Below are 12,824 nucleotides of genomic sequence, written 5' to 3'. Positions count from 1 at the left end.
CCCAGGTGGGGGGCATGAGTTCTCCCTACGGTGGGTGGGGGGGGGCGGTGGCTCCGTCGACCACGCGGTGGCAGGGCGCGGCGATGCACTTCCGCTCCGGGGAGTGGTTGGTGCATCACTGGCGGTAGGGGTTTAACTTGACTCGGGTCAAGCTGATCCCGGAATGTCGTGCTGCCAACTAGCGGGAAAGGAGGGGCAGATGGTCGCGAGGAGTGTCATCACCGTGCGGCAGGAACGCCTGGGTGTGGAGTTGCGCAAGCTCCGAGAGCGGGCGGGGCTGGGCCTTCGGGAAGCCGCCCGGGCGACGGGGATCAACGAGGCCAAATTGTCCAACATCGAGACAGCCCGGGTGGGTGTCAGTGCGGAGCGCGTGCGGTTCCTGGCCGGGTTCTACGGCGATGCGGAGACCCCACTCGTGGATGCGCTGGCCGAGATGGCGACGGAGCGGGTGCGTGGGTGGTGGGAGGAGTATCGCGGCCAGCTCCCGCGTGGGTTCCTCAACCTCGCGGAACTGGAGCACCACACGCAGCACTTGAGGACGTTCGAGTTCGCGTTCGTCCCTGGCCTGCTGCAGACCGAGGAACATGCGACGGCGATTTACAGCGACACCACGTGGGGGACGAGCGGGGAGCAGCGTGAGCTTCGGGTGCAGTTCCGGCTGCGGCGACAGGAGGTTCTTGACCGTGAGGACTTCCTCTGCGAGGTGGTGATTCACGAGGCGGCCCTGCGCATCAGGAGCGGCGATCGCGGCATCGCCAAGCGACAACTGCTGCACATCCTGGAGCAGACAGTGCGCCCTCAAGTCACCGTGCGCGTCGTTCCGTTCGACATGGACGGCTTCCGGATCGGGTACGCCCCCACGATCGTCGGCGGTCGTGTGCCGCAGTTGGACACGGTTCTCATGGACACCCCGCATGGGGGCAACTACCTGGATGCGGAGGCACAGCTCGACCGGTATCGGCGTGGGTTCGCACAGGTGCAGAAGCAGGCGCTCGGAGTCGTAGAGTCGAAGGACTTCATCTGGAATCTGGCTCAGAACCTTTGAGAGGCCCCGACATGGCAGAAGTTCCCGTCTGGCAGAAGTCTTCGTTCTCAGGGGGCGGGGACGACGCCGACTGCGTGGAGCTCGCCGCGCGCCAGGGCACCGTCCTCCTCCGCGAGAGCGACGATCCGGGGACCGTACTCGAAACCTCCTGTCCCCAACTCGCCGCCCTCATACGCCACCTGCGTGCTTGACCTCAAGGAACCTTGAGAGCGCGGCGTGCAACGCCTCAGGCTGCTCCAAGTGCAGGTCATGCCCGGTGCCCGGGATGCTCAGGGACACGGTGTCGGGCCGCTGCCCGAGCATCTCGTCGACTTCCCGCGCAGGGATGATGCTGGACTGGGCCAGGACGGCCAGGGTGGGACACGCGACCTGCCCCCACTCACGCCAGAAGGACCGCCGGGCGTTCTCCGCCAGCGAGCGGACCATCACCTCCCGGTCGAAGCGAGGCCACCATCCGTCCTCGCGTTCCTCCAGCCCGGCGGCCCAGCCCGCGCCGACCTGTCCGCCACCGAGGAACGCGGCAGCCGCTTCGCGTGAGGGGAACGGTGTCGGCCACGAGTCGAGCCAGCCGCCGATGTCCGCGGGAGCGTTGGGGTTCGGTCCGCCGGGGGCGGCCTCGATGAGTACGAGGGCGTGGACCAGCCCGGGATGTGCGGCGGCGGTGAGCATCGCCGTGTGTCCGCCCAGCGACTGGCCGACGAGGACAGGTCGCGGTAGCGCCAGCTGCTCGACGACCGCGATGACGTCGGCGACGTAGGCGGCGCGGGAGACGTCCTGCGGGTGCCGTTCGCCGGCGCCGTGCCCGCGTTGGTCGACTGCGACGACCCGGTACCGGGAGCTCAAACGCCAGGCCAACCCGTCCCATTCACCCGCGTGACCGGCCAGGCCGTGCAGCAGCACGACGGGTTGCCCCGGCCCGCCCCAGTCCCGGCAGACAAGTCGGACGCCGTCTCGCACCACCACGTGCTCGGACCATGCCATGTCGGACCTCCAGGGGTTCGCCAGGGGATCGCCAGGCCTTGACCCCCTGCTGCTTGCTACCAGCGAAGTGGCATATCAAACGGACCGCCCTGGGGGTCTGGGTGCGCTACCTGCCCGTAGGACCTGAACGCGGTACCGGTCAGCGGCACGGACTTGAACCCGTCGAAGTAGTCCATGGGCGTATGTGTGATCAGCAAGAGTCCCAGCCCGAGTGCGACCACCGCACGCTTCATGTTCTCGCGGCCGTCGCACCACACCCAAGCCACGAGGACGAGGTTCACGCAGAGCAGGAACGCCCACCGGTGCTGGTCCCACCCGCCGAAGGACAGCAGGAACGGCGCGCCACTCGCGCCCACGGCCAGCGAGCGTGTCACCCAGCTGCGTGCGTCGTGGCCGGGGCCGATGACGACGGCCGTCACCACGATGACGACAAGGACGAGCGGAGTCAGGAACAGCGCGATGTTCCACGGGTCGTAAGCACTCCAGCTCTCGGCCTGCGTGCGGAAGAAGAGCGCGAGCGCGTCTGCGCGCCAGTTCCAGCCGCCCTCACTGATCCGCGTGATCAGATGTTCCCGCGCTCCCGGAGCCGCAGGCGGCGCGGCGAACACCAGTGCGTTCACCGCCACCGGCAGGATGCTTGCTGCGAGCGCGGTGCGCGTGGGCAGCGACGAGTGCCATACGGCCAGCAGCCATACCGGGATCACGGTCAGCGCACTGATCTCATGGGTCGTCGGCGCCAGCGTCATCACCAGCGTCGCCGTACACCACCGGCCGCGGCGGCCGAGCCACAGAGCGACGAACAGCAGAAGGAACAGGACCTGGTCGAGGTAGCCGACCTCATGGAACAGGTAGCCGCCCGCCGGGTGAAGGAAGAACGCCACCGGCAGCCATCGCCGGACCGGCGTCGTGGCGCGCACCACCGTGGTGACGATGACGGCGAGCAGCAGCGCCAGGACGCCGAACGAGAACGCCGCATGGAACCAGTAGGCGTTCCCGGCCCACTCGGCGAACGGATGGAGCACGGTGGCGACGAGGAAACGGCGGTGGAACCCGTCGGCCAGTGACGTCGTCTGCAGCGTCACGGACCAGAGCGACGGCAGCCGAAACCCCGTGTAGGCAGCCAGCAAAAGGGCTGCCACACACAGCCCGCCGGCCCACCAGGAACGCGCGCTGGACGCCTGAGGATCGCTGGACGCTGCAGTGCGGGGAAATGCCTGTGGGGTGAGCGAGGTACTGACCACGCGCGCAACCTACGGGCCCTTCGCGGCGCTTCGTCACGGCCACACCGTGCGCCGGCCTCTTTCCCGCTGATCAGGTGCCCGGGATCACCCGGCTGAGTGATCACACCGGGAAGCCGAGCGGTCGCACCGGGACGCCGAGCGGTCGCATCGACGAGGCGCCCCGCGCGACCAGCCCTGACCGTTCGAGATTCATAATGAAACTTTGTGTGCAGATGTGTTGACCCCTGTTCGGATCATCTTCTAGTTTGCGGGAGCCATTGAGCCGCCCGACCGTGTCTGCGAGTTTTCGCGAACGCAACTGCTCAGAAGGGGACGCCGTGCCACGAAAGAACCATCGCCGGACAGCTTGCCTCGGCGCATTGCTGGCCTGTGCCACGGCGTTCGGGGGAGCACTCGCCTCCCCCGCATCCGCCTCCGCCACTTCCGGCGCGGCGGCCGTGATCCCCGTCAGTGACTTCCGTGGGGTCAACTGGGCCGACCCGCGCGACAACTTCGCCGATGACGCGGTCGTGCCTTCGGGGCTGTCGGCTTCCGACAGCTATGCCACCACTTACGCCAAGTCCAAGGCGATCATCGGCGGGTTTGCCAAGCTGGGTGCCAACACCGTGCGGTTGCCGGTCAACCCGACGTCCGTCAACGGCCCCTTCTGGAAGTCGTACAAGGGAGCAATCGACGCGGCCACCGCCAAGGGGTTCAAGGTCATCCTGGGCTACTGGGAGGCCGACAACGCCAAGGACGGCAAGATCGACAACCAGGCCGCCTACGACCAGATGTGGGCGCGGATCACCTCCGCCTACGTGGGCAACTCCCGGGTGTACTTCGAGCCGATGAACGAGCCGTTCGGCTACACCTCCCAGGAGTGGCGCGACACAGCCGCCCGCTGGGTGACGACCCACCGCGCCGTGCCGCGTGACCGGATCCTCGTCGGAGGGGTCAAGTACAGCGAGGACGTCAAGCCCGTGTGTGCCGACAGCCGGCTGAACGGCACACGGCTGGCCCTGCACAACTACGGCTTCTGGCACACCGACTGGACCAGCTCCGAGCAGTGGAAGCAGGACTTCAAGGCGCGCATCGGCGACTGCGCTGCGCGCACCATCCTCGACGAGTTCGGCGCCACCATGACCTCGGGCCTGAACTACAACGGGCCGATCAACGGCTCCAGCGAGATCGCCTACATCCAGGCGGCCACCGACACCATCCGTGAGCTGGGCCTCGGCTCGGTCTACTGGCCCGGCCTGCGCAACGGAGACACCTACTCCCTCACCACGCTCCAGGGCACGGGCACCGACCTCAGCCTGCAGCTGAACAACCAGAGCGGGCTGGACCGCCTGCACTGGGCCTGGAGGCAGTAAGCCGACGGGATAACCGACACGATCCCCGGGAGCGCCCTCGTGGTTGAGCCGCGAGGGCGCTCCGGCGTAAGCCGTCAGGTCAGCCGGTCAGGCCCGCCCGGAAGTCGCCAACCTCGTCCTGGAACCCGGCCGCCACCGTGAAGTCCGCGTGGCGAAAGCGACGGGCCCGGCACCGTACTCGAAGCCACCCGCGCCCAACTCGCCGCCCTCATACGCCACCTGCGGACGAACTAAGCCGTACCGCGCCCCGTCGCGGACGCGAACCCCAGCCACGTATGCCGGTTGCCCCACCAGCACCAGCCCACCTTCGGGGCGTTGCGCCGCTCCCGACCATCGCGCCCCGTGCCGTTGCTGATCCAGATCGCCGGGGTACGGGCGTCCAGCGTGCCGTTCGCCTTGCGGAGCCGGGAGCCGATCGTCATGAAGCAGCGGTTGCGTTCGAGAGCCGACGGCTGCTGCAGCACCCAGTGGATGCCCTCGGTCAGCAGCAACGGCGTGCGGTCCTCCTTGGTGAGTGCCGGCAGCGCCTCTTCCGGGCTCCAGTTGGCCATGTGGTCGCCGCGGTCGACGCCGGTGACGACGTAGAGCGGCGCGTCGGGCAGCTCGACTGTGTCGGGAGCGAAGTCGTCCACGTCGGGCATGTCGACGACGACGAAACCGGGCTTGTCGTCGTGACGGAGCAGCGGTGCGAGGGCGGACGCGGGGGCGCGGTCCGGGTGGACGGCGAGCAGGGAGGCACCGTCTCCGCCGCCGGCGTTCCCGGCGAAGGCGCGCATCTCGTCGGCGGATATCCCCGCGAGCTCGTGCACCCCGAGCGCGATCAGGTGTTCTGCCTGGGTGGCGAGCGGCGGGAGAGGGGGCAGGGTGGGGGTGGTCGAGGTGTCGGGCAAGGCTCTCCTCGGTTCGTGGGCAGCAGTTGGCCTGAGGTCAACGAGGCGGTCTGTCGGTATGTTCCCGCCGCGAAAGAGACGAGCCCGGGACGGTGATCACCACCACCGCACCGGACTCGCCGCCCTCATACGTCACCTCAGTCGCTGAACGACCCGCTCATCTCCGGCAGTTCCGTCAGCCCACTCGTCGTCGGCCCACCGCTCGCACCGCGCAGCAGCACGCTGACGTTCGCCGCGCCGATGGCCAGGTCCGCCTTGCCGTCGCCGGTCACGTCGCGCACGCGCAGCGCGGAGCCGAAGGACTCGTACGAGTCGGCCGGACGACCCTGAACCGTCTGCGGGATCCACGACGACCGCGAACCGCTCAGGCCGCCGGACCCGCCCCGGAACACGTGGACGCCGCCCTGGTCCGCCATCCCGTTCACGTCCTCGTGCGGCACGCCGACCACCAGGTCCGCGTAACCGTCGCCGTTGGTGTCGCCGGCCGAGACGGCGTAGCCGAAGTTGTCGTCCGCCTCGGGACTGCCGGAGACGCCGGAGCTGGCCTGGTTGTACGTCATCGAGCCGCTCGGCCCGGAGGACGTGCCGCGCCAGACGCTGACGATGCCCTTGCCGCTGTTGTTGTCGGGCAGGCCGACGGCGATGTCGCCGTAGCCGTCCTTGTTGAAGTCGCCGATCGCCGCGGTCCAAGGGGCGCTGATGTACGTCTTGGAGGCGCCCGAAGTCAGGCCGCCCGAGGCGCCCTTGAGGAACCAGACGCGGGGCACCGGCTTGTTGTCGATGAACTGCTCGCCGAGCACCACCAGGTCGGTCTTGCCGTCGCCGTTGACCTTGCCGGCGGCGAGGCCGGACGAGTACCAGCCCTGACCCGTCTTGTCGATCTTGCTGACGCTGCCCGTCGTACCGGACTTGGTGAAGCCGCCGCGGTACAGCCAGGCCTCGCCGCCGCCGATGACCGCGAGGTCGGGCGAGCCGTCGCCGTTGAAGTCGCCGGTGGCGAGGTCGCGGCCGAAGTAGCTGCCGGCGCCGGACTTCGGGGCCACGCTGGTGCCGCCGGACAGGCCGGACCCGGAGCCCCAGACGATGGTGACCGAGCCGCGGTACTGCGTGCTGCCGACCGCCTCCATCGGGTTGCCGACGATCAGGTCCGCGTAGCCGTCCTTGTTGAGGTCGGCGCTCGTCATCGACTCGCCGAACATGTCGTCTTCTTCGCCGGTGCCGGGGACGCCCGGGCTGTCCTGGTGGATCACCTGGGTGCGGGAGGTGTCGAGGCCGCCGGCCTTGCCGTAGACGACGTTGACGGCGCCGCCCTCCCAGCCGTCGGCGCCGGAGATGCCCTTGTAGTAGTGGCCGTACGCCACGTCCCGGTAGCCGTCGCCGTTGAAGTCGTCGTAGTGCTTGGCGACCGCGGCGGACGCCGGGGCGCTCAGGGCCAGCGGGGTCAGGCCCGCGGTGAGGAGGGCGGCGGCCAGGGCCGCCGAGGTGTTTCTGTGCATGGGGAAGGGGGTGCTCCTTGGGTTCAGCCGGCCATGATCATGCCGAGTCGGGGGTCGTCGCCGGTGGAGATGCCGAAGGCGCTCGGGCCGTACGTCGTCGCGCCGGACGTCGTGATGCCCGAGGCCGAGCCCTTCAGGACGGTGACGAGGCCGTCGAAGTCGTTCTCGCCGTTCGCGGCGGTCACCAGGTCGGCCTTGCCGTCCTTGTTCAGGTCGGTGAGCAGGGTGCTCTCGCCGAAGAAGTCGTTCATCTCGGCGGAGCCGGGCACACCGGCGGAGTTCTGGGTGAGGGTCACGGCGTCCGTGGTGAGGCCCGCGGCTGCGCCGTAGTGCAGGTGGACGGCCCCGGCGACGCCGGCTTCGGTGGAGTCGTCGGGGTCGCCGAGCGCCAGGTCCTTGCGGCCGTCGCCGTTGACGTCGCCGACGGACGGAATGCCGGGCCACGGCAGCTGGAGCGTGGAGGAGACGCCGGAGGAGGTGAGGTACGACACGACCGCCGGGCCGTTGCCCGCCATCGTGCCGCCGGTCGCGGTCTGGGTCCAGCCGGTGACGACGTCGCCGTAGCCGTCCTTGTTCAAGTCGGCGACGGTGAGCTGGGTGCCGTACGGAAGTTCGCGCTGCCTGGTCGGGGCCGAAGTCGTGCCGAAGTAGAGGTGGTTGTGGTCCAGGTAGTTCTCGGAGGAGAGCTTGCTGCGGCCGCCGACGACGAGATCGGCCTTGGTGTCGGTGTTGACCTTGCCGGACACGAGTCGGCGCACGCCGCTGCTGCCGGCCCATGTCGTCGTGTAGGTGATCTTCGCGCCAGTCGTACCGGACTTGGTGAAGCCGCCCTTGATGATCCACTGGGTGGTGCCGGTGGCGCCCACCGCGAGGTCGGGCCTGCCGTCACCCGTGAAGTCGCCGACCGCCAGGGCCTGTCCCCAGCGGTCGTGCTTGGTGGGCGCCGGGTCCTTGACGGTGGTCGCCCCCTTCAGACCGGTCGACGAGCCCCAGACGATCACCACGGCACCGGCCTGCTCGTCGTCGCCGACCGTCTCGTACGGGGCGCCGACCACGAGGTCGCTGTAGCCGTCCTTGTTGAGGTCGCCCACCGCCACGGCCTCGCCGAAGGCGTCGTAGTCCTCGGCCGCGCCGGGCACACCGGTGGTGTTCTGGCTGACGGACGCGGTACGGCCGACACCGCTCGACGAGCCGTACGCGATGCCGACGGCACCCGCCCACCACATCCCGCCGACCCGGGCCTGGGTGGCGGAGGCGACGGCGTCCTTGTAGCCGTCACCGTTGAAGTCGGCCGCGTACTGCCCGGTCGCGGCCGTCGCCGGCGTGGCCGCCGTGAAGGTGAGCAGACCGCCTGCCAGCGCGGCGGTGGTGGCCGTCGCGAGGGCGAGGCGCAGGGGGTGGTGCTGGTGCATGCGGGGTCTCCTGCGGCATGCGGGGATGCCTGGCGGGGCATCCGCAGTCGGTGGGGTGCCGGTCTGCCCGCGTTCGCCGGGAGTCGTCCTCGGCTTCACCGGGTGATCGGCGATCAAGAGACCCTTGGAGGGGCGTAAGGGTTGTACGAGTGTTCGGGAAATTCCTGAGGCGGATGAGGTGGATGAGGCGGGCTGCCTTTCGGCTGTCGTCCCCGGGCCTAGGCCGTGGGGGCTGGGGTGAAGTCGTCCGGCAGCCGTGGAGGAGTGCCCTGGGTCCACACCACCCGCAGTGCTGCCGCGGAGATCCGCCAGCCGTCAGCCGTCCTGACCAGTTCGGTGTCGGCATGGCCGGCGGAGATGAAGACATCGCCCGAGCCATCTGCCAGGACATGGGTGCTGAGCTGGGCGCCTCGGACAGTGGCCCGGGCACCGTCGACCTCGATGACGGTGTTGGTGCCCAGATGCACGGTTCGGTCGAACAGCGCCATTCCCCGCCGGACATGAGCCATCAGGGCGTCGCGGCCATGGACGGTGCCGATGGGCATCTCCGCGGTGACGTCTTCGGTGTGGAACGTGCGAGCCCACTCCTCGTCGAAGACCCCGTCGTCCAGGGAACGCAGGTAGCGGTCCATCAGGTCGGTGATCTCAGCACGGTCGGTCAGGGCCTGCAACTGTCGCTGCATCTCTTCGGTGTCCATGACGGAAGACTCCTTCCTCAAGCATGCTTGAGGTCAAGGTGTCTTCTTCGAGCCACGGCCAGTTCCTAGTCGCCGCCACCTCCACCACCACCTCCACCATCTCCGCCGCCACCACTGTCGCCCCCACCACTGTCGCCCCCACCGCTGTCGCCGCCACCTCCGCCGTCCCCGCCCCAGCCGTCGCCGCCGCCCGGTTCGTTGTCGGCGCTGCTGTTCCCGAGGTTGCTGAACCAGGCGCGGTCCCACCAGTCGTCGAGGGCGATCGGCTCACCGCCGTCCAGCGGGCGCCGCTGCGAGCGGAACCGCGCCCAGCCCGTCGTGTCCCCGAGCCCGAAGGCGACGGCGAAGGCCTGCGCCATGACGGCATCCAGCGGGTCGGGGCTCTCGTACCGCACGGGGGACAGCGGCCGCAGCACCGCGCCCGGCTCCAGCACCGGTCGGCGCGGGGGCCGCTCCAGCAGGGCGACGGGTCGTTCGTTGCACAGCAGCCGCGAGCTCACCGCGTTCTCCCGCCGCAGCACCCAGTGCTGCCCTGGCAGTCGTACCTCCACGGAACTCTTGGACCTGCGCAGCTTCCTCCTGAGTTCGAGCTCCGCCGTGGCGTCGCCGATCGTCAGACGCAGGCCCTGGGAAAGGCCGGGGGCGTCGCGGCGGAAGCCGTACGGGGCTCGGATCCGTACGGCGGGAGCGTGCGGCCCCCAGACGTCCACGCGCACCAGGCGCCGGTCCACCGCCACGGCGATCGGCCCGGCGGGCCCCGGCGCGATCCGCCGGGCGATCCACAGCGGTACACCCTCGGCCCGGGCCAGGGTTGCCAGGGCCGCCACCTGGTCGGGCCCGCCGCACCGCCATACCGCCAGCTCACCCAGCCGGTGTGCGAACTCGGCCGCCTGCCGCACCCGCACCGGAGTGGTGGTGCCGGTGACGCGGGTCACGGGAACGACCCCGGTCCCGTGCGCCAGCCGCTGCAGCGGGCGCTCCGACCCGCCGCCCCCGAGCCAGCACCCGCGCTGGAACGCCTCGGCCATGGCGCCGAGGTTCAGTTCACTGAGCGGCGTGGACCTGCCGCCGTTGCGCAGCCGGTCCTCAGTCAGCTCCACGGTCCGGGCCAGCGGATTCCATGACTGCTCGCTGTAGTGCACCTGGCTCACGACACCCCCCCGTATTCCCCGTATTCAGTGGGCCTACAAGGCAGAGCATGCCCGGCCCCTCCGCGGTTCCCGAGGCGGCCTGAGCTTCCGAGCGACCTTCGCAACCTCGGCACAGGGCGTTCACTCCTCCATGGCATGATCGGGCCTTCGATCGCCGCTGTCGTTTGCCGGTGCGACCGCGAAGGCGCGAAGGGGAGGGCCTGCATGGGGGACCAGTTCAAGACCGACATCGATCAGCTCGCCGCGTTCACCAAGGACCTCAGCAGCGCCCACGACAGCCTGGAGCAGGTCCGAACCGCTCTCCAGCACGTGCGGGCCGACCAGATCGGTACGGCCGAGCTGGACGAGGCGTGTGACGAGTTCCAGGAGCGCTGGAAGTACGGGAACGAGCAGATCAAGGAGCGGATCGGCAAGCTCACCGAGGGGCTCCAGAAGAACACGGACAACTACCGCGAAGTGGAGACCTCCCTGGAGGAGAGCTTCAAGCGCGCCGCGGCTGCGGGGAAGTGATTGCGGTGGCACAGAACCCGTACGTCCACCTGGGGTGGAACCCTGTCCCCGGCGAGCCCGGCGAGGTCGAGAAGCTCCGCACGCAGCTCGTCAATTCGGCGAGCGCGCTGCAGACGGCGTATCAGAAGATCGACAAGCTCCTCGGCGAGTCCAGCTTCTGGGAGGGCGACGCCGCCGTCGGCTTCCGGGAGGCCCTCGACGGCGACCTGCCGAAGTACATGAAGGACGCCCACACGTCGCTGACCAAGGCGGCCGGGCACCTCGGCTCCTGGCACGGCGGGCTGACCAGCCGCCGGGAGCTGGCGCACAAGTACGACGCCGAGGCCGCCGACCACAAGGGCGACCTCAAGACCGCCAACGCCCGGCACGAGAGCGCCCAGCAGGACCCCGACCTCAAGCTCGCGGGGCAGACCTTCCAGGAGGGCCCCGAGCTTCAGGCCGCGCAGGCCCGGCTGAACGCGGCCAACTCCCGGCTCAGCGACGCCGTCACCGCCGTCAGCAAAGCGCAGGGCGCCCTCGACGAGGTGATGCGCAAGGCGCGGGAGCTGGAGGGGACGCACGAGGACGTCGCGCGCGACCTCGCGAAGAAGCTGAAGGACGCCACGAAGGATCTGGCGCCCGAGGAGCCGGGGTGGCTGAGCAAGGCGCTCAGTTGGATCGGGGACAACCTCACCAACATCCTCAGTGTGCTGGCGGCGGTGGCGGGGCTGCTGGCGCTGCTGTGCACGGGACCGTTCGGGATCGCGATGCTGCTGGCGGCCGGTGCGCTGAGCCTGGCGACGATGGGCTCCCGGCTCGCCGATCCCAAGGTGCGGGCCTCGCTCGCGGACGGGTTCACCAAGGGCGAGTTCGACGCGGACTTCTGGGAGAACTCGGTGGGGCTCGTCGGTGACGCGCTGGGGGCGGTGCCGGGAGTGGGCGCCGTGAGCCGCGGTCTCAACGGTGCCGTCCAGTCGACGCGGTTCGCGTCCGAGGCCGTGAGCGCCGGGCAGTTCCTCGGCCGGTTCGCCGACGACACCGTCACGGCCGCCGGCCGGATCGCGACCGCGGGTTCCTACAACCCCGTCGGAGACCTGGTGGCGCACGCGGCGGGCGGCAGCCAGGCCGTCAGAGCGGGCATGGACTACGTCTCGCCGATCACGGGTGTGGTCACGGCCGGCTACGGACTGGCCGCCGAGAACATCGACGCCCTGAAGAGCGACGCCGGCAAGAACACCGCCACCGGGGTCGACGCGGCCCGCGCGGGTCTGTTCGACGGTCCCGGTGCCGTGGCGGTCATCGGCAATGTCGCGAGGGTGCTGCGATGACACAGGAAGCCGCCGAGCAGCCGCCGCTGCGTCTGGTCATCGACGACTCGGCCAGAGACCCGAGCTCGAAGATCTGGTACGCACTGCCGGCCGGGTACCTCAACGTCCCCCTCGACGCCCTCGATCCCGAACCGGGCTCGGAGCAGGAGACGTACCTCGATCAGGCGATGGAACTGGTCCTCGGCCTGGCCCCCGAAGACCAGCGGGACCGGTACACGGGCGCCCTGCGCGACGTCCGGTTCATGACCGCCCGGATGCGGAGCGAGGGCGTCATCGCCTGCTCGCTCGGCATGCACATCGCGGACAACGGCACCTCCGCCATGTCCGTGTTCACGGTGGCGCTCAAGGACATCGACTGGGCCCCGGCCAAGATCACGGCGGTGCGCGCGGCCTCGCTGCGCGAAAGCACCGAGAACGTCGAGCTGTTGACGCTGCCGGGCGGTCGTCCGGCGTCGCTCTCCGACACCCTGATCACCATGCCCGACCTGGAGGGCGTACCCGGCCAGGACCTCTACCAGTGCACCCTCTACATCCCGGCCCCCTCGGGCACACAGCTGGGCGTCCTGACGCTGAGCAGCACGGCCGTGGGCTCCCGGAAGCACTACCGCGACATGATGGCGGGCATCGCGCACACGGTGTCCTTCCACGACCCGATGCCGGAGATCGAGCGCGCCGCACGAGGTGACGGGCCCGACGGCACGGGTGGCATCGCGGGCGACATCGCCTCCGACTTCGGCTGAC

At 69.7% G+C, this 12,824-nt stretch carries 13 protein-coding genes; 6 read left to right on the top strand and 7 right to left on the bottom strand.

What is annotated here, in order from left to right; genetic code table 11:
* Positions 1-199: 199 nt before the first annotated feature.
* Complete coding sequence (locus tag ADL12_RS48605; protein ID WP_062715659.1) at positions 200-1,045, top strand: helix-turn-helix domain-containing protein; 846 nt, start codon at positions 200-202, stop codon at positions 1,043-1,045.
* Positions 1,046-1,056: 11 nt separating this feature from the next.
* Positions 1,057-1,236 (top strand): DUF397 domain-containing protein, encoded by a 180-nt coding sequence (locus tag ADL12_RS52230; protein ID WP_079052695.1) that lies wholly within the window; start codon positions 1,057-1,059, stop codon positions 1,234-1,236.
* On the opposite strand, the gene ADL12_RS48600 is transcribed toward ADL12_RS52230, so the two are convergent.
* Positions 1,214-2,026, bottom strand: coding sequence for an alpha/beta fold hydrolase (locus ADL12_RS48600; protein WP_062715658.1), 813 nt, complete (start codon positions 2,024-2,026; stop codon positions 1,214-1,216). The two genes, ADL12_RS52230 and ADL12_RS48600, sit on opposite strands and share 23 nt — an antisense overlap.
* Positions 2,027-2,082: 56 nt before the next feature.
* A complete protein-coding gene (locus ADL12_RS48595) occupies positions 2,083-3,108 on the bottom strand; it encodes a hypothetical protein (protein ID WP_159053520.1) in 1,026 nt (341 codons plus the stop codon).
* A gap of 476 nt (positions 3,109-3,584) precedes the next feature.
* On the opposite strand from ADL12_RS48595, the gene ADL12_RS48590 reads away from it, so the two are divergent.
* Complete coding sequence (locus tag ADL12_RS48590; RefSeq protein WP_062715656.1) at positions 3,585-4,619, top strand: glycoside hydrolase family 5 protein; 1,035 nt, start codon at positions 3,585-3,587, stop codon at positions 4,617-4,619.
* A 230-nt stretch (positions 4,620-4,849) separates the two neighbouring features.
* Here the strand turns inward: ADL12_RS48590 and ADL12_RS48585 are convergent, their stop codons facing one another.
* The 5 genes from ADL12_RS48585 to ADL12_RS55360 form a co-directional block, all read right to left on the bottom strand.
* Positions 4,850-5,509 (bottom strand): DUF5701 family protein, encoded by a 660-nt coding sequence (locus ADL12_RS48585; protein WP_062715655.1) that lies wholly within the window; start codon positions 5,507-5,509, stop codon positions 4,850-4,852.
* A gap of 137 nt (positions 5,510-5,646) precedes the next feature.
* The gene (locus ADL12_RS48580) at positions 5,647-7,005 is read right to left on the bottom strand and encodes an FG-GAP and VCBS repeat-containing protein (protein ID WP_062715654.1); all 1,359 of its coding nucleotides are present in this window, start codon (positions 7,003-7,005) and stop codon (positions 5,647-5,649) included.
* 23 nt (positions 7,006-7,028) lie between these two features.
* The gene (locus ADL12_RS48575; RefSeq protein WP_062715653.1) at positions 7,029-8,417 is read right to left on the bottom strand and encodes an FG-GAP-like repeat-containing protein; all 1,389 of its coding nucleotides are present in this window, start codon (positions 8,415-8,417) and stop codon (positions 7,029-7,031) included.
* Positions 8,418-8,635: 218 nt separating this feature from the next.
* Positions 8,636-9,115, bottom strand: a complete 480-nt coding sequence (locus ADL12_RS48570) for a nuclear transport factor 2 family protein (protein ID WP_062715652.1) — start codon at positions 9,113-9,115, stop codon at positions 8,636-8,638.
* A 65-nt stretch (positions 9,116-9,180) separates the two neighbouring features.
* The gene (locus tag ADL12_RS55360) at positions 9,181-10,266 is read right to left on the bottom strand and encodes a hypothetical protein (RefSeq protein ID WP_062715651.1); all 1,086 of its coding nucleotides are present in this window, start codon (positions 10,264-10,266) and stop codon (positions 9,181-9,183) included.
* A 204-nt stretch (positions 10,267-10,470) separates the two neighbouring features.
* Between ADL12_RS55360 and ADL12_RS48560 the strand changes: the two genes are divergently transcribed.
* Genes ADL12_RS48560 through ADL12_RS48550 form a run of 3 tightly spaced genes read left to right on the top strand, consistent with a single transcriptional unit; the run spans position 10,471 to position 12,823 of the window.
* Entirely contained in the window at positions 10,471-10,776 is a 306-nt protein-coding gene (locus tag ADL12_RS48560) for a hypothetical protein (RefSeq protein WP_062715650.1), read from the top strand.
* Positions 10,777-10,781: 5 nt separating this feature from the next.
* Positions 10,782-12,083, top strand: coding sequence for a hypothetical protein (locus ADL12_RS48555; RefSeq protein WP_063806833.1), 1,302 nt, complete (start codon positions 10,782-10,784; stop codon positions 12,081-12,083).
* On the top strand, positions 12,080-12,823 hold the full coding sequence (locus ADL12_RS48550; RefSeq protein WP_062715648.1) for a hypothetical protein: 744 nt from the start codon (positions 12,080-12,082) through the stop codon (positions 12,821-12,823). Before ADL12_RS48555 ends, ADL12_RS48550 begins: the two co-directional genes overlap by 4 nt.
* The last annotated feature ends 1 nt before the right edge of the window (position 12,824 follow it).

This window comes from Streptomyces regalis, from assembly GCF_001509475.1.
GTDB classification, from domain to species: Bacteria; Actinomycetota; Actinomycetes; order Streptomycetales; family Streptomycetaceae; genus Streptomyces; species Streptomyces regalis.
This window is presented reverse-complemented; position numbering and strand designations above follow the sequence as displayed.